We start from the raw sequence: 17,152 nt of genomic DNA on the forward strand, positions 1-17,152 counted from the left end.
TCTCACGCTGCCGCGTGGGACCGCGTGTCGCCGCGCCGCGGGCGCCCCCGCGGGAGCGGGGGCGCGAGAGCCCAGGTTTTCTTGGTCCCACACTCCCGCGTGGGACCTTATGCACGATCTGGGGTCCCACGCTGCCGCGTGGGACCGGGCCGCCCGGCGCTCACTCCCCGCAGTAGGGCATGGACTCGTCCGGGGTGGCGTCGGGATAGAACGTGACGATGGCATCGTCGCGCATCACGAACACCGCCTCGTAGCCGTGGCCGTCGTCCAGCACGCGGTGGCGACAGGCGTTGGTGCCCGGTCCCAGCGTCCCGCGCGCCAGCCGGTAGGCCTTGGTCACCTCGTGCAGGATGTCGGAGGCGGTCAACCCCAGGGCGTAGCCGTTGATGCACTTGACGCCGGTGGTGCCGTCTGGCGCGCGGAACACCACGCCCTCGGTATAGATCGGCGGGTCGATCTCCACGACCGAGCAGCCGCCCTCCAGCCGGCCGGCCCAGCCGTTGAGCTGCGCCTGGGCGTAGCGGCCCATGTAGTGCAGGCCGCCCAGCCTCCAACGCCCGTCGTCGCGGGTGTCCGGCTCGCCGCAGAAGATGTGGCGAAAGCCGTCCTCATCGAACCAGGCGTCGACCAGCGTCACCTGGTCGCCGCGCAGGGTTGCCAGAACAGAACCGCGCAATGCTGGATGCGCGTCCAGGAACGCGGTGAACGCCTCTTCCGGCACCGGGTCGCCCCAGCCGCCGCACATCTCCAGCACCGCAACGTCGATCTCGCCCAGCACCGGCGGCGGCGGGGTCGGGTCCTCGGGGCCCTGGTCGATGCGGTCGAAGAACCACGGGAAGGTGCGCGGCGACCGCGAGATCAGCGTCCCGTCGCCGAGCGGCGCCAGGGTACGCGTCGTGTCCGGCGGCAGCAGGGGGGCGACCGGGGTGTCGGTGCCGACGGGGCCGACGGTGCCGATATCGGGCTCCAGGGGGGTCTGGGGGTCGGGGCCGACGACATCCGGCTGCACGGTCTCGCTCATGCCGTAGACCTCCAGGCGGCCGCACTCGCGCGCCACCCAGCGCTCTTGCGGGGTGGCGCCGGGAATGCGCAGGCGCACCCAGGCCCCCTGCGGCCGGTTCAACTCGAAGGCCCCATAGACCGTGCCGGGGGTCAGGGTGACCAGCCCGGGGTTGGTGCCGGCGTTGAAGCTTTGGTAGGCCGGGCATTCGGCGCGGGCGGTGAAGGTGCCTTCGATGGCGACGGCGGCGGCGGCGGGCCGGGGTCCGCCGGCGAGGCCGAGCGCGCCGAGCAGGCCGGCGGTCAGGGCGAGCGCGGCGAGGGCGCGGGTCCGGAACGGCATCAGGGAACCTCCTGGCAGGGGAACACGGTCGCCAGCATAGCGCAAACCGTGGCGGCTTTGCGGCGTGGGCGATGATTGCCGGCCCCGGCCCCGAGGCGGCATCATGGGCCGCTCCCGCCGGGTGCGGCGGGCCACGATCAAGGGGCGGAGATGCGCCGACACACCATTCTCATTCTGGGCGGAACCCATGAAGGCCATGCCATGGCGGCCGCCCTCAGCGACCATGCCCTGTTCACCCCCGTCTCGTCGCTGGCCGGACGCACCGATCCCCCCCGCCATCCGCCGGGCGAGGTGCGGGTGGGCGGCTTCGGCGGCTTCATGGGTCTGGCGCGCTATCTCGGGGATGCCGAGATCGCGGCGGTGATCGACGCCACCCATCCCTTTGCCGAGCGCATGGGCTGGAACGCCGCCACCGCCTGCGCCCTGGCCGGTCGGCCGCTGCTGCGGCTGGAGCGGCCGCCCTGGCGTCCCGGACAGGGTGACCGCTGGACCGCGGTCGAGACCTGGGACGAGGCGGTCGCGCACCTGGAGGCGAGCGGGGCCCGCAGCGTCTTCCTGCCGCTGGGAGGCCGGGACCTGGACGCGTTCGCCGGGCTCTCCACGGTGTCGGTGTTGATCCGTGCGGTCGATGCGCACGATCCGCCGCCGCCGTTGCGGGACGCCACGGTCATTACGGCCCGGGGCCCGTTCACCGTCGAGGGCGAAACCGCCCTGCTGCGGGATCACGCCATTGACGCCGTGGTGTGCCGCAACAGCGGCGGGCCGGCGGGTGCCAAGCTGGCGGCGGCGCGGTCGCTGGGGATCCCCGTGATCATGCGGCGGCGCCCGCCGCGGCCGGTGGTGCCCCGGGTGGCGTCGGTGCCGCGCGCGGTGTCCTGGCTGGAGACCCTGACCTGATGGCTGCCACCTGATGGCTGCGACCTGATGGCTGCGAAGGCGGCGTGCCGGGCCGGGTCGCGCCGCCGTCCGTCACACCGCTCGTACGCCCGGCCGCTCCTGGTGCTGCTGGGCGGGGTAGGATGGCACCGAGCCGCTGCCGCGCGCCGGTCGTGCGGCCGGATCGGTCGGCGGCGGCACCTGGGCGCCCGAGGCGGCGCAGTCGTCGCGCAGCAGCTCGACGAGGTGCTGCACGTCCTCGGCGCGGTGCTCGCGGGTGTCGCGCAGGAACATGGCGCCCAACTGGAGGCTGGATTCCAGGGCTTCCGCCACCGCGCCCGTCACACCGTGGTGGGTCAGGTCCGCGGCATGCCCGGGGTCACGGGCGCGCGCGAACACCGGCATGTCCGGCCGCAGCCGGCGCACGGCGGCGGTGGCGCGCTCGGCGGCCTCCGGCTGGTCGAGCGTGATGATGACCGCGCGCGCCTCGTCCAGGCCGGCGGCGCGCAGGACTTCCGCGCGGCTGGCGTCGCCGTAGTAGACGTCCTGGCCCTGGCGGCGGGCCTGCTCGACCCGTTGGGCGTGCAGGTCGAGGGCGCGGTAGGCGATGCCGACCGCCTCCAGCATGCGGACGATCACCTGACCCACGCGCCCGTACCCGGCGATGATGACGTGTCCGCCGGTCGAGGGTTGCGGCTCCACCGGGCGTGGCGCCAGGGCGCGCATGGCGCGGTCCGGCCGGCGCGGCAGCAGGAGCGGCAGCAGCTTCACCATCAGCGGGGTCAGCGCCATGGTCAGCGAGATCACCAGGATCAGAAGATGCGCCGTCTCCCGGTCCAGCAGCGTGGTCTGCAAGGCCAGCGTGAACAGGACAAAGCCGAACTCGCCGCCCTGGCACAGCAGCACGGCCGCCCGCACCGCATCGTCCCGGCCCAGCCCGAAGGCCCGGGACAGGCCGAACAGGATCAGGCCCTTCAGGGTCAGCAGGCCGAACACTAGCCCCAGCACCAGAGGCGCCTCCGCCAGCGCGGCGCCGACGTCGATGCTCATGCCCACGGCCATGAAGAACAGCCCGAGCAGGAAGCCGCGGAACGGCTCGATGTCGGCCATGACCTGGTGGCGGAACTCGGATTCGGCCATCACCAGCCCGGCCAGGAAGGCGCCCATCGCCATCGACAGGCCGACCTCCTCCATCAGGAAGGCCACCCCCAGGACGATCAGCAGACTCAGGGCCGCGAAAACCTCGTGATTGCGGGCGTCGGCGACGATCCGGTACAGGTGCCGCAACAGATAGCGGCCGCCGCCGATCACCGCTGCCACCGCGCCCAGGGCGAGGATGATCTGGCCCATCATTTCCGGCCAGCCCCCGGCCACCGGCCCGGCCGACAGTAGCGAGACCAGGGCCAGCAAGGGCACGACCGCCAGGTCCTGCAGCAGCAGGATGCCGAAGGCGGCGCGGCCGTGGCGGCGGCCGAACTCGCCGCGGTCCGCCAGGATCTGGAGGCCGATGGCCGTGGACGACAGCGCCAGCCCGAAGCCGACCACGATCGCGGCCCCGGGCGGCAGACCGACCAGCCACGCCAGGGCGGCCAGGACCAGTCCGGTCGCCCCCACCTGGGCGCTGCCCAGGCCGAACACGTCCTTGCGCATCAGCCACAGGCGCGCCGGCTTCAGTTCGATGCCGATCAGGAACAGCAGGAACACGACGCCCAACTCGGCGAAGTGCAGCAGGTCTTCCCCTTCCGTGAACACCCCCACACCCCAGGGGCCGATCACCAGACCGGCCACAAGATAACCGAGTACAGACCCCAGGCCCAGGCGCTGCATCAGGGTGACGCAGATCACCGCCGCGCCCAGCAGGGCCAGGATGTCAAGGGCCGAGACGTTGGTCACGAGTCATGGTTCTCCCCAAGGTTGCTGCGCGATCGGGGGTCCGCCACGCTTGGGACCAGTCTAACCCCCAGGGTCCGATGGGCGCCAGCGGCAATGGGGAGCAGGAGATCTCAACCGGCGAGGAAGTCGGCCACAATGCGGTTCAGCGCCGCGGTGGTGAACATGGGGGCATGGCCCACGTCCGGAACCTCGTGCACCGTGCAGGGCGGTCCGCGCCGCGTCATCTCCGCCGCCGTCTCGGCCAGCAGCAGGTCGGAGCGGGCGCCGCGTAGCACCAGCACCGGGCAGCGGATCAGGTCCCACAGCGCCCACAGGTCCATGTCGGCCGGCTCCACCCCTTTCATCGGGTCCCCGATCGCCGGGTCCTGATGCCGGCGCCAGCCGCCGTCCTCGGCCCGGCGCACGGTGGAGTGATGCGTGAAGGCGTCCCAGTCGGCGTCCGTCATTGGTCCGAAATCGGCGTGGATCTGGCGATAGTGCGCCTCCGCGTCGGCCAGCGAGGCGAACGTCGGGTCGGGCGCGGTGGCGGACTCGGCGATGCGGGCAAGCGCGGCCTTGGGCACGAACGGCCCCACGTCGTTGAGCACCAGGCGGCGGATCGGCGACAGCGGGCTGGCCGCGATCACCATGGCGATCAGGCCGCCCATGGAGGTGCCCACCCAATCCACGTGGTCGGTGCCAGCGCGCGCGATCAGCGCCATCATGTCACCGACATAGGCGGGCACCTGGTAGCCGCTCGGATCCGCGAGCCAGTCGCTGTCGCCGCGGCCGAGGACGTCCGGGGCCAGCACGTGGCGGCCGCCGGCCTCCGCCAGGGTGGCGCCGAGGCGGTCGAAGTCGTGGCTGTTGCGCGACAGGCCGTGCACGCAGAGCACCGGCGGCAGCGCCGGGTCGGGCGCGGAATGGGCCTGCCCCCATTCGCGGTAGGCCATACGCTTCAGGCCCTCCGGGCGGGCGCACAGCACGTGGCGGCGGGTGGCGTCGTCGCGGGGCTCGGTCATGGCGGGCTCTCCGGGTCTCCAGGGACGGGCGCATCGGCATCATACACCGATTGCCCGCCGGACCGGTATGCTCGTGTGGGCCGAACGCCGCCGCCGCCGCCCGCTTGAAGGACGCCGGTGCGCATGGCATCACTGTTGCTCGCGCGAGGCGCGCGGCGCCATCCGTCGCCGCCAAGATCCATCATATGAACCATCAGAGGGCAGGCCATCGCGGCGCGCGCGGCGGCCGCCCCGGGAGGAAACCCCCATGACCGTCAGCACCGCGCCCCAGTCCGATCCGCACGCACTCGCCCAGGCGCTCAGCGGCCATCACCTGATCGACGGGGCGTTCGTCGCCGCGGCCTCCGGCCGGACCTTCGACGTCGTCAATCCGGCGACCGGGGTCGTGATCGGGCAAGCGGCCGAAGGCGATGCCGCCGACGTCGACCGCGCCGTGGCGGCGGCCGCCGCCGCCCAGGCCGAGTGGAAGACGGTGCCGGCGCGCCAGCGCGGCAAGCTGGTGGCCGCCTGCGGTGCCCGCCTGGCCGAGCACGTGGACGAGCTGGGCCGCCTGATCGCGCTGGAGACCGGCAAGGCGCTGCGCACCGAAAGCCGGGTCGAGGCTTCGGTGCTGGCCGACATGTTCGTCTTCTTCGGCGGTCTGGGCTCGGAACTGAAGGGTGAGACCGTGCCCTTCAACCCGTCCATGATGACGGTGACCGTGCGCGAGCCGGTCGGGGTCGTCGGCGCGATCATCCCGTGGAACGTGCCGCTGCTGCTGATGGCGATGAAGATCGCGCCCGCCCTGGTGGCGGGCAACACGGTGGTGGTGAAGTCCGCCGAAGAGGCGCCGCTCACCGTGCTGCGGGTCTGCCAGATCATGAACGAGATCCTGCCGGCCGGCTGCTTCAACATGCTGTCCGGCTTCGGCCCCGAATGCGGCGGTCCGCTGGTGGCCCATCCCAAGGTCGCCAAGGTCAGCTTCACCGGCTCGGTCGAGACCGGTCGTATCGTGGCCCGCGCCGCCGCCGACCGCCTGATCCCCGCGACCCTGGAGCTGGGCGGCAAGAGCCCGATGATCGTCATGGGCGATGCCGATCTTGACCGCGCCGTCGAGGGCGCCATTACCGGCATGCGCTTCACCCGCCAGGGCCAGAGCTGCACCGCGTCCTCGCGCATCTACGTGCACGAGTCCGTGCATGATGCCTTCGTCGAGAAGGTCCGGGCCCGGGTCGACGCCATGAAGATGGGCGACCCGCTGGACGAGGAGACCGACATCGGCACCATCATCTCGCCGCAGCAGCTCGAGAAGGTGAAGGGCTATATCGAGGCCGGGCGCAAGGCCGGGGCGACCGCCATCACCTGCTCACGCATGCCGAAGGACCCGGCGCTGTCCAAGGGCCTGTTCCTGCAGCCGGTGGTCTTCACCGATATCGCCGCCGACGCGCCGCCGGCCAAGGAGGAGATCTTCGGCCCGGTGGCCTGCATCTTCCGGTTCAGCGATTACGAGGAGGCGCTGGCCGCCGCCAACGACAGCGAGTACGGGCTGGCCGCCACCATCTGGACCAAGGACCTGCGGACCGCGATGGACGCCACCCAGCGCCTGGAGGCCGGGTTCGTCCAGGTGAACCAGAACCTGGTGGTGCAGCCCAACCTGTCGTACGGCGGCGTGAAGAGTTCCGGGCTCGGCAAGGAAGCCTCGCTGGAGTCGATGCTGGAGCACTTCACCCACAAGAAGACCATCATCTTCAACATGACCTGACGGACCATGACCTGAGGGTGCGCGGGGCGGGCCGCGTGGCCGCGGCGGCCGGGTCTTTCGGACGGAGGCGAATTCCATGCTGAAATGGCTCGGCCGCACGCTTGCGGTGCTGATCGGTCTCGGGGTCGGCGCGGTGGTTGCGCTGGTTGGATTTGGCGTGGTCACCGTGTGGCGCACGCTGCCGCCGGCGGAGGCCACCGTCGCGCTCGGCGATGCCCTGGCGGCCCCGGTCGAGGTCATTCGCGATGCCCACGGGATTCCGACCATCCGGGCACAGAGCCTGCGTGACGCCACCGTGGCCCTGGGCTATCTGCACGCCCAGGACCGGCTGTGGCAGATGGAGGCCATGCGCCGCCTGGGCGCCGGCCGCATGGCCGAGGTGTTGGGCGCGCCGGTGGTGGGGCTCGACCGGTTCATGCGCACCCTCGGGCTCTACCGCGCGGCCGAGGCGCAGTGGACCATCCTGGACGAGGAGACCCGCGCGGCGGCGCGGGCCTATGCCGCCGGCGTCAACGCTCTCATCGCCGATCCGCCCGGCGGTCTGCCGGTCGCGTTCCGGCTGGCGTTCCACGCCCCCGAGCCCTGGACCCCGGTGGATTCCATGGTCTGGCAGCGCTTCATGGGGCTCCAGCTCTCGGGCAACTGGCATGACGAACTGCTGACCCTGCGGCTGCTGGGCCGGTTCGACCGCGACGCGGTGACGACCCTTATGCGCACCGAACCCGAGGCGCGCCCGGCGATCACCACGGCGGCCGCGGGGGTCCCGACCCCCACCCCGCTGCCGGACGCGGTGCTGGCGCGGCTGGCGGCCGCGACCCCGGCGCCGGTCCGGCCCACCCTGGCCTCGAATGCCTGGGCGGTGGCGCCGCCGCACACGGCCTCTGGCGGCGCCATGCTGGCCAGCGATCCCCACCTCGGCTACCAGGCGCCGATCCGCTGGTATCTGGTACGCATCGAGACCCCGGACGGGGTCTTGGAGGGCGCCACGGTTCCCGGTGTTCCCTTCGTTGTCATCGGCCACAATGGCCGGCTCGCCTGGGGCTTCACCACGACCCATTCGGACACCATCGACCTGTACCGGGAGCGGGTCAGCGGCGGCGGCGCGACCTACGAGCGCCCGGGCGGTCCCGTCGCCTTCGTGGAGCGCGAGGAGACCATCCGGGTCCGCTTTGGCGCCGACGAGACCGTGCGGGTGCGCCAGACGGTGCACGGTCCGGTCGTCTCGGACCTGGGCTGGGGGCCGATGCAGGCGGCGATGCAGGGTCCGGCGGGCAGCGAGGTCTTGGCCCTGGCGGCGGCGGCCCTCTATCCCGACGACACCACGCCCGATGCCCTGCGGCGGCTGAACCGGGCCGGGAGCCTCGACGAGGCCCGGGCGGCGCTGGCGCTGTGGGACGCGCCACAGCAGAACATTCTCCTGGCCGACGCCGACGGGCGGATCGCCATGGTCTCGCCGGGCCGTGTGCCGGCGCGCGCGCCGGGGCATTTCGGCCTGATCCCGGCCGAGGGCTGGACCGGCGCCATGGACTGGCTGGACTGGGTGCCGCGCGCCGCCCTGCCCGAGACGATCGACCCGCCGGCCGGCCGCGTCCTGAACGCCAACAACCGCATCCACCCGCCGGGCGTACCGATGCCGATGGCCCGGCAGTTCCCCGAACCGTACCGGGCCGCGCGCCTGGCCGCGCGCCTGGCGCAGATGCCGGCGGCCGACGTGGACGCCATGGCGGCGCTGCAAATGGACGCGGTCTCGCCCATGGCGGCCGATCTGCTGCCGCTGCTGCTGGAGGCCGCCGCGGCGGGCACGCCCCGCCACGCCGAGGCGCCGGCCGCCCTGGCGGCGCTCCGGGCCTGGACGCCGCCGGTGATGGACGCGGCCGCCCCCGAGCCTCTGATCGCGGCGGTGTGGATGGAGACCCTGACGGCGCGGCTGTTTCGCGACGACCTGGGCGAAGCCTACGACGCCTGGGCGCGGCGGCCGCGTCCGCTCCCGGTCCGACAGGCGGTGACCGAGGATCGGGACTGGTGCGACGATCGCACCACCCCCGCCAGCGAGACCTGTGCGGCGGTGGTGGCGGCGGCCCTGGACGACACCCTGGCCTGGATCGCCGACGAGACCGGCGGCCCGGCGTTGGAGGCGCGCTGGGGCGACGTGCACCGGGCGCGCATCCGCCATGAGCTGTTCCGCTACGTGCCGGGGGTGGCCTGGCTGACGGGCATGACGGCGCCGGTCGACGGCGGTCCCTTCACCCTCAACCGTGGCGGTCACAGCGGCCTGGACGGCAGCCCGCCGTTTGCCCATGTGCACGGCGCGGGGCTGCGCGCGGTGATCGACTTTGGCGCCGATCCCGCCGGCGGGTCGGTGCGGGGCCGCTACGTCATCGCCACCGGTCAGTCGGGCAATCCGCTGTCGCCGCACTATCGCGACCAGTTCGAGCCCTGGCGCCGTGGCGTGCTGCTGGAGATCGGCGCCGGCGCGCCCACGGGGACGTTGACCCTGACACCGTGACGGAGGGCCCGCGTCGGCCCGGGCGCGGCTCTTGCGCCGCGCCGGGCGATGCGGTAGAAGGCCGGCTTTCGTCGCAAGGCGATCGTCGATGGTGATCGACGCCAAGGGCCGGCGTGGCGCGGCGCGTCCGTCCCGGACATCCGGGGACGCACCAGGGCATGCCCGACCGGACCGACCGCAACCTCGCCCGTCCCCTGCCGTGATCCGGTCGTGCCGGAGCGGAGAGAGGCGGGCCGTCGCTGACAGGACACAAGCAAATGCCCAAGATGAAGACCAAGAGCGCGGCGAAGAAACGCTTTCGCCTGACCGGAACCGGCAAGGTGCGCGCCAACGTGGCCTACAAGCGCCACATGCTGCGCAACAAGCCGCAGAAGATGAAGCGCCAGGCGCGCGGCACCTTCATTCTGTGTGATGCCGACGCCACCATCATCAAGCGCAACTTCCTGCCGTACGGCCGCTGAGCCACCCACGGTCCAGGACGTCCCGTTCCGACAGGAGTGAAGAGACATGTCCCGCGTCAAGGGCGGCACCACCGGGATTGCCCGCCACAAGAAAATCCTCAAGATGGCCAAGGGCTACCGCGGCCGGGGCTCGACCAACTTCCGAACCGCGATCCAGCGGGTCGAGAAGGGCCTTCAGTACGCCTACCGTGACCGTCGGCAGAAGAAGCGCGATTTCCGCGGCCTGTGGATCCAGCGCATCAACGCCGGCGCGCGCGAGCACGGCCTGACCTACAGCGTGTTCATCGACGGCCTCAAGAAGGCCGGGATCGACCTCGACCGCAAGGTGCTGGCCGACCTCGCCGTGCATGAGCCGGAGGCGTTCGGCAAGCTCTGCGAGCAGGCCCGGGCCGCGCGCGGCTGATCCCGCCGCGCCCCGACAGGACAGGGCCGCCCCCGACCCCGGAGGCGGCCCTTGCTGCATCCGGGCCTCGCATCTCGGCCCCGCATCCGGCCATGCGCTCTCTGCATGACGGGGCGGCGCGTCCCGGGTGCCGGGTTTTCTTTGCGGCCTTGCGGTGCTATGCGACGCGGGTTTCGTGCTCCCACCCTGTTCCGCCGACGGAAGGATCCATGGAAGATCTGGAGACGCTGCGCGCCGAGGTGATCGCAGCCGTGGAGAAGGCCCCCGACCTGACCGCGCTGGACGAGGTGCGCGTCGGCGCCCTTGGCAAGAAGGGCCGTGTCACCGCCCTGATGAAGTCGCTCGGCGGCATGGACCCGGAAACCCGCAAGCAGGCCGGGCAGGCCATGAACCGGGTCAAGGACGCGGTGGCGCAGGCCATCGAGGCCCGCCGCGCCGCCCTGGAGGCGGCCGAACTGAACGCGCGGCTGGCGCGCGAGCGGGTCGACGTCACGTTGCCGGTGCGGCCCGAGACGGCGGGCACCATCCACCCCATCAGTCAGACCTGGGACGAGGTCGTCGCCATCTTCGCGCAGATGGGCTTCGCCGTGGCCGAGGGGCCGGACATCGAGGACGACTTCCATAACTTCACGGCCCTGAACTTCCCGCCCGAGCATCCGGCACGGGAGATGCACGACACCTTCTTCCTGCCCGAACGGCCGGACGGCACCCGCCACCTGCTGCGCACCCACACCTCGCCGGTGCAGGTCCGCACCATGCGCGGCGAGGCTCCGCCCATCCGCATCTTGGTGCCGGGCCGGACCTATCGCAGCGATTCCGACATGACCCACACCCCGATGTTCCATCAGTTCGAGGGGTTGGTCATCGACCGCACCACGCACATGGGGCATCTGAAGGGCTGCCTGAGCGAGTTCGTCGAAGCGTATTTCGAGGTCGACTCCGTGCCCATGCGCTTCCGGCCGTCGTTCTTTCCGTTCACGGAGCCGTCGGCAGAGGTGGACATCGGCTGCTCGCGCCAGGGCGGCGAACTGCGCATCGGCGCCGGCGACGACTGGCTGGAGATCCTGGGCTGCGGCATGGTGCATCCGAATGTGCTCAAGGCCTGCGGTCTGGACCCCGAGGTCTACCAGGGCTTCGCCTTCGGGATGGGGCTGGAGCGCATCGCCATGCTGAAGTACGGCATTCCCGACCTGCGCACCTTCTTCGAGTCGGATCTGCGCTGGCTGCGCCACTACGGGTTCGCCGCGCTCGACGTGCCCACGCTGCACGGGGGGCTCGGCCGATGAAGTTCACGCTGTCGTGGTTGAAGGACCACCTGGAGACGGACGCCACGCTCGATCAGATCGCCGAGCGCCTGACCATGCTCGGCCTGGAGGTGGAGGCCGTCGCAGACCCGCGCGCCACCCTGGCACCGTTCACCGTGGCCGAGGTGCTGAGCGCGGAGAAGCACCCGGACGCCGACAAGCTGCGTCTGTGCACCGTGCGCCCGGGCGACGGCGGCCCGGACCTGCAGATCATCTGCGGCGCCCCCAATGCCCGCGCCGGCATGAAAGGCGTGCTCGCGCGCCCCGGGGCAGCCATCCCCGAGAGCGGTCAGGTGCTGAAGACCGGCAAGATCCGCGGCGTCGAGAGTCAAGGTATGCTGTGCTCATCCCGGGAACTGGGCCTGGGCGATGACCACACCGGCATCATCGACCTGCCGGCCGAGACCCCCGTCGGGGTCAGCATCGTCGACGTGCTGGCGCTGGATCCGATGATCGAGATCGCGATCACGCCCAACCGGCCTGACTGCCTGGGTGTGCGCGGCATCGCCCGCGATCTGGCGGCCTCCGGCCTGGGCACCCTCAAGCCGCTGACGGTGGAGCCTGTCGCGGGCACGTTCACGAGCCCGATCCGGGTCAGTCACGGCCTGGAGGAGGCCGACCGCGAGGCCTGCCCGCAGTTCGTCGGCCGCACCATCCGTGGGGTGAAGAACGGCCCCAGCCCCGCGTGGGTCCGCGACCGCCTGACGGCGATCGGCCTGCGGCCGATCTCGGCGCTGGTCGATGTGACCAACCTGATCTCCTACGAATTCGGGCGCCCGCTGCATGTCTTCGACGCCGACAGGCTGACCGGGGACATCCACCCGCGTCTGGCGCGGGACGGCGAAACCATCCGGGCGCTCGACGAGGCGGACTACACCTTGACCCCGGACGATGTGGTCATCGCCGACGATGCCGGACCGCAGGCCATCGGCGGCGTCATGGGCGGCCTGGAGACGGGCTGCACCGAGGCCACGACCACCGTGTTCCTGGAAAGCGCCCTGTTCGATCCGCGCCGCATCGCGGCGACCGGCCGCCGCCTGGGCATCGACAGCGACGCCCGCTACCGGTTCGAGCGCGGCGTGGATCCCGAAAGCGCCGGGATGGGCGCGGAGGTCGCCACCCGGCTGATCCTGGAGTGGTGCGGCGGCGAGGCGTCGGAGCTGGTGATCTCCGGCGCGCCGCCGGCGTGGCGCCTGGAGCTGTCGCTGGACCCGGTGCGGGTCCGCACCCTGTGCGGTATCACCGTCGAGCGGGCGACGTGCCGGCGCATCCTGGAGGCGCTGGGCTGCGAGATCGTGGCCGAGGACTCGGACGGCGTGCTGACCGTGCTGCGCCCGTCCTGGCGGCCCGATATCACGGCCGAGCATGATCTGGTGGAAGAGGTCGCCCGGGTCTACGGCTTCGACCGCATCCCCACCGTGTCGCTGCCGCGCGATCCCATGCCGCGCCCGGTGCTGACCGGCGCCCAGACGCGCCGGGTGACGGCGCGGCGCACCCTGGCGGCGCGCGGCCTGAGCGAGTGCGTGACCTGGTCGTTCCTGCCGAAGGCCCATGCCGAGGCGTTTGGTGGTGGGCTGCCGGCGCTGGATCTGGCGAACCCGATCAGCAGCGAACTGGACGCCATGCGGCCGTCGATCCTGCCCAACCTGGCGACGGCGGCGCAGCGCAACGCCGACCGCGGCGTGGCCAATGCGGCCCTGTTCGAGGTCGGGCCACAGTTCCACGGCGGCGAGCCGGGCGAACAGCGGATGGTGGCCGCCGGTCTGCGCATGGGGGCCAGCGGCCCGCGCCACTGGGACGTGCGGCCGCGCCCGGTGGATGCCTTCGATGCCAAGGCCGATGCCCTGGCGGCGCTGGCCGCCGCCGGTGCCCCGGTCGGCAGTCTCCAGACCGTGACGGAGGCCCCGGCCTGGTACCACCCGGGGCGCTCCGGCGCGCTCAAGTTGGGGCCGAAGGTGCTGGCCTGGTTCGGGGAACTGCACCCGGGCGTGCTTCGCCTGTTGGACGTCAAGGGACCGATGGCGGCCTTCGAGGTGTTCCTGGAGGCGGTGCCGGAGCCCAAGGCAAAGCCGACCAAGGCGCGGCCGCTGCTGCGGGCCAGCGCGTTGCAGCCGGTCGAGCGCGACTTCGCGTTCGTGGTGGACCAGACGGTGCCGGCCGAGACCCTGGTGCGCGCCGCCAAGGGCGCCGACAAGGGTCTGATCCGGGACGTTGCGGTGTTCGACGTCTACCAGGGCGAACGCCTGGAGGCGGGCCGCAAGTCCGTGGCCCTGTGCGTGACGTTGCAGCCCACCGACCGCACCCTGACCGACGAGGACATCGACGCCGCCGGTCAAAAGGTGGTGGCGGCGGTCGCCAAGGCGACGGGCGGGACGCTCAGGGGCTGACGCATCGGAAAGGGGCGGCGGGAGACCCGGGATCCCCCGCCGCCCCTGCGGTTTCGGGACCTAGAGCCGATTGTTCGAAATCGGAACCGCAGATGCGGTCCGGTTTCGAACGTGAATCGGCTCTACCTTATTGATTTTAGAGCAGATTCACGCGCCAAAATGGAATCGTGCCGCGATCCCATTTTGGCGCGATCTGCTCTAAGCCGCCAGCGCGTCGGCACCCGTGACGGTCACCCCCGCCTCCCGCATCCGGTCCATCGCGGCGTCCAGGGAGCCGTCCAGGTCGATGGCGCGGCAGCCATCCTCGACCACGGTGACGGCGAGCCCGACCTTGCGTGCGTCGAGCGCCGACCACAGCACGCAGAAATCGAACGCCAGCCCGGCGATGACCACGTGGCGCACCCCGCGGTCGGACAGGTAGCCCGCCAGCCCGGTCGGCGTCGTGTGGTCGTTCTCGAAGAACGCGGAGTACGAGTCGATGCCGGGGTGGAACCCCTTGCGGACGATCATCTGGGCGCGCGCGGTGTCGAGGTCGGGGTGGAAAGCGGCGCCCGGGGTGCCCTGGACGCAGTGGTCCGGCCACAGCACCTGCGGCCCGTAGGGCATGTCGGTCATCGAGAACGGGGTCGCGCCCGGATGACCCGAGGCGAACGAGGCATGCCCCGGCGGGTGCCAGTCCTGGGTCAACACGACGGTGCGGAAGTGCGGCGCCAGCCGGTTGACGACCGGCACCACGGCGTCGCCGTCGGCCACGGCCAGCGCGCCGCCGGGACAGAAGTCGCGCTGGACGTCGACGATCAGGAACGCGGTGTCTTCGGGGTACGGGGGCATGGGGGCGGGCATCCTCGCGCCAGGGAAGGGACCGCGCCAGTCTGCCGGTCCGCTCCCTGCCCGTCAAAGAGATGCGCAGGTCTCGCGCCTCAGGCGAGCCCGCCCGCCATCTGGTACAGCAGTCCGGCCGTCAGCGCCCCGCCCAGGCCGAGCGCCACGTAGAGCGCAAACACCGGCCGCCGCACCAGCGGGAACACGGCCATGGCGGCCGGAATGCTGGTCACGCCCCCCGCGAGCATGAAGGCGAGCCCGGCCGCCGGCACCATGCCCAGGTCGATCAGGCCGGAGACGGTCGGCACGGCGGCATACCCGTTCAGGTAGGCCGGGATGCCCGCCAGGGCCGCCAGCGGGACCGCCCACCAGGCCTCGCCACCCAGCCACGCGCCGATGGCGTCGGCCGGCAGGTAGGCCAGCATCAGGCTTTCCACCAGGAACGCCAGGGTGAGCCATTTCAGCAGGAACAGGCCGGTCTCACGGCTGGTGCCGGCGAAGGTGCCGCGCCGGTCGGCGTCGGTCCAGAACCGCCAGACCACCGGTTCCGGCCGCAGGCTGCGCCGGGCCGCGCAGCCGGTCAGGCCGACCCCCGGACGCAGGGCATCGGTGAGGCCGCCACCGCGCGCCACCGCCTGGGTGACGAAGCCGCCGACGAGGCCGATGGCGACGGCCGCGCCGGCCTTGGCCAGGGCCAGCGGCCAGCCGAACGCGCCCAGCATGAGCAGGAACATCTGCGGGTCCATCAGCGGCGAGGCCAGCCAGAACGCCATCACCGGCGCCAGCGGCACGCCGGCTGCCAGCAGCGCGGCGATGATCGGCACGACGCCGCAGGAACAGAACGGCGACAGCGCCCCGAACAGGGCGGCGAGCGTGATCACCCGTACGGGCTGTCCGGCCGTGGCGCGGGCGATCTGCTGGTCGAGACCGGTCGCCTTGGTGTAGGCGGCGATCAGCACGGACGCGAGCAGGAACGGCAGGATGCCCCACAGGGCGTCCAGCGTGAACGTGACGCTGGGCAGGGCCTGGGGCGGGTCGAGCAGGGCAAGAATGCCCAAGGTGGCGAGGGTCACCAGCCACACCCGGTCGACCCGGCGCCAGGGCGGCACCTGTGAGGCGGGCGTGGTCTCGCACGGGGCGCTGGCGGAGCAGCTTGGCGCGGTCTCGGTCATGGGGGACCTCCGGTGTGCGAGAGTTGCAGAATAATCGAACAATTGGGCCAAAAAAACGCCAGAAGGCCGCGCGGGGTCAGGCCACGCCGCGGTCCGATGGCTCAGAGGCCGGGCACGCGGGCATGTCGGTCAGACCCTGGCAGCATTCCGACAGCAGGTAGTCGAGCATGGCCCGGGCCTCCCGGCCATCGACGAAGCAGCGCAGCGACCGCCCCTCGCGCCGCTGGTGCACCAGCCCGACCATGATGAGGTGCTGCAGGTGGTGCGACAGCGTCGACTTGGGAATGTCCACGTGCTTCAGCAGGTCGCCCACCACCGCCCCCTCCGGTCCCGCCCGCACCAGCAGGCGGAACACGGCGAGGCGCACGGGGTGGCCCAGTTCACCCAGGCAGCGCGCGGTGGCTTCAAGACGCTCGTCGATCATGGTCGGAGGGTGACACCGTGCGGCCCCCATGTCAACGACTGTTCGGGAACAGTCGAACTCTATAGGGTCCCCACAGGGGCGCACGAGTCCACACTGGTCCGGACAAGGCCGGGCGGGGCCGGACGGCGCCGTCAGTGCTGCGCGTAGACGCTGGTGCTGCCGTCACCCGCGAACAGCAGCGTCTTGAACGGCGCGCCGGCGTATTCCGGGACATCCATGCCCGGCGAGGCCGGGGGCATGCCGGGCACGGCCAGTCCGGCGGCCTCGGGCCGTTCGTCCAGCAGCCGCGTGATGTCCGCGGCCGGCACGTGGCCCTCGATCACATAGCCGTCGACGCTCGCGGTGTGGCACGACGACAGGGTGTTGGGCACACCCGCCAGGGTCTTGATGCCCATGAGGTCGTCCGTGTCCTTCTCGATGACCGTGAAGCCGTTGGCGCGCAGATGGTCGCCCCAGGCGGTGCAGCAGCCGCAGGTGGGTGACTTGAACACGGTGACCGCGGGGTCCTCGGCCGGTCCGGCGGCCTGAGCGGCCAGGGGCAGAAGCAGGCTGGCGGCGAGGCCAAGGGCGGCGGCGCGCAGGGAGGATCCTGTCATGGGTGGAGGTCTCCACAGGGGTGCAGGGATGGTCGGTCGGGCCGTATCGCCGTGGACGGATCATCGTCGACGGATCGCGGCGCACGGCCGGGCGCGGTGCGGCGTCCCCCGGCGCCCGCACGGGTCCCCTTCGTCGCCCATCCCACGGATCCGCCGCCGCTCTGTCAACACCAGGGTGCGTAGGGGTATCGCCGGGGGTCCGCGCTGGCCCCGTGCTCCCGTGG

The 17,152-nt window shown here is 71.9% G+C and carries 14 protein-coding genes; 7 read left to right on the top strand and 7 right to left on the bottom strand.

Going from position 1 to position 17,152, the window contains the following annotated elements; all coding sequences use genetic code 11:
• Positions 1 to 160: 160 nt before the first annotated feature.
• Positions 161 to 1,342, bottom strand: coding sequence for an EndoU domain-containing protein (locus GGD88_RS05485; protein ID WP_184432520.1), 1,182 nt, complete (start codon positions 1,340 to 1,342; stop codon positions 161 to 163).
• Positions 1,343 to 1,492: 150 nt separating this feature from the next.
• Here GGD88_RS05485 and GGD88_RS05490 point away from each other — a divergent pair, with 150 nt between their 5' ends.
• Positions 1,493 to 2,239 carry a cobalt-precorrin-6A reductase gene (locus GGD88_RS05490; protein ID WP_184432522.1) on the top strand — a complete coding sequence of 249 codons (747 nt, stop codon included), beginning with the start codon at positions 1,493 to 1,495 and terminating at the stop codon, positions 2,237 to 2,239.
• 72 nt (positions 2,240 to 2,311) lie between these two features.
• On the opposite strand, the gene GGD88_RS05495 is transcribed toward GGD88_RS05490, so the two are convergent.
• Entirely contained in the window at positions 2,312 to 4,111 is a 1,800-nt protein-coding gene (locus GGD88_RS05495; RefSeq protein WP_184432524.1) for a monovalent cation:proton antiporter-2 (CPA2) family protein, read from the bottom strand.
• A 110-nt stretch (positions 4,112 to 4,221) separates the two neighbouring features.
• Positions 4,222 to 5,112, bottom strand: a complete 891-nt coding sequence (locus GGD88_RS05500) for an alpha/beta fold hydrolase (protein WP_184432526.1) — start codon at positions 5,110 to 5,112, stop codon at positions 4,222 to 4,224.
• 247 nt (positions 5,113 to 5,359) lie between these two features.
• On the opposite strand from GGD88_RS05500, the gene GGD88_RS05505 reads away from it, so the two are divergent.
• From GGD88_RS05505 to pheT, 6 genes are all read left to right on the top strand, one after another.
• Entirely contained in the window at positions 5,360 to 6,853 is a 1,494-nt protein-coding gene (locus GGD88_RS05505; RefSeq protein ID WP_184432528.1) for an aldehyde dehydrogenase family protein, read from the top strand.
• 76 nt (positions 6,854 to 6,929) lie between these two features.
• On the top strand, positions 6,930 to 9,359 hold the full coding sequence (locus GGD88_RS05510; RefSeq protein WP_184432530.1) for a penicillin acylase family protein: 2,430 nt from the start codon (positions 6,930 to 6,932) through the stop codon (positions 9,357 to 9,359).
• A gap of 257 nt (positions 9,360 to 9,616) precedes the next feature.
• Positions 9,617 to 9,820 carry a 50S ribosomal protein L35 gene (gene rpmI / locus GGD88_RS05515; protein ID WP_184432532.1) on the top strand — a complete coding sequence of 68 codons (204 nt, stop codon included), beginning with the start codon at positions 9,617 to 9,619 and terminating at the stop codon, positions 9,818 to 9,820.
• A gap of 46 nt (positions 9,821 to 9,866) precedes the next feature.
• On the top strand, positions 9,867 to 10,223 hold the full coding sequence (gene rplT, locus GGD88_RS05520; protein WP_184432534.1) for a 50S ribosomal protein L20: 357 nt from the start codon (positions 9,867 to 9,869) through the stop codon (positions 10,221 to 10,223).
• 209 nt (positions 10,224 to 10,432) lie between these two features.
• Positions 10,433 to 11,509, top strand: coding sequence for a phenylalanine--tRNA ligase subunit alpha (gene pheS / locus GGD88_RS05525; RefSeq protein ID WP_184432536.1), 1,077 nt, complete (start codon positions 10,433 to 10,435; stop codon positions 11,507 to 11,509).
• Entirely contained in the window at positions 11,506 to 13,914 is a 2,409-nt protein-coding gene (pheT, locus tag GGD88_RS05530) for a phenylalanine--tRNA ligase subunit beta (RefSeq protein ID WP_184432538.1), read from the top strand. The genes pheS and pheT overlap by 4 nt, the downstream gene beginning before the upstream one ends.
• A gap of 198 nt (positions 13,915 to 14,112) precedes the next feature.
• Here pheT and pncA read toward each other — a convergent pair whose 3' ends face one another.
• From pncA to GGD88_RS05550, 4 genes are all read right to left on the bottom strand, one after another.
• On the bottom strand, positions 14,113 to 14,745 hold the full coding sequence (gene pncA / locus GGD88_RS05535) for a bifunctional nicotinamidase/pyrazinamidase (RefSeq protein WP_184432540.1): 633 nt from the start codon (positions 14,743 to 14,745) through the stop codon (positions 14,113 to 14,115).
• Between the two features lie 89 nt (positions 14,746 to 14,834).
• Entirely contained in the window at positions 14,835 to 15,908 is a 1,074-nt protein-coding gene (locus GGD88_RS05540; protein WP_184432542.1) for a permease, read from the bottom strand.
• 76 nt (positions 15,909 to 15,984) lie between these two features.
• Positions 15,985 to 16,332, bottom strand: a complete 348-nt coding sequence (locus GGD88_RS05545) for an ArsR/SmtB family transcription factor (protein WP_184432545.1) — start codon at positions 16,330 to 16,332, stop codon at positions 15,985 to 15,987.
• A gap of 131 nt (positions 16,333 to 16,463) precedes the next feature.
• Positions 16,464 to 16,928, bottom strand: coding sequence for a DUF411 domain-containing protein (locus GGD88_RS05550; RefSeq protein WP_184432547.1), 465 nt, complete (start codon positions 16,926 to 16,928; stop codon positions 16,464 to 16,466).
• Positions 16,929 to 17,152: the final 224 nt, after the last annotated feature.

This window comes from Roseospira goensis (assembly GCF_014197795.1).
GTDB lineage: Bacteria > Pseudomonadota > Alphaproteobacteria > Rhodospirillales > Rhodospirillaceae > Rhodospira > Rhodospira goensis.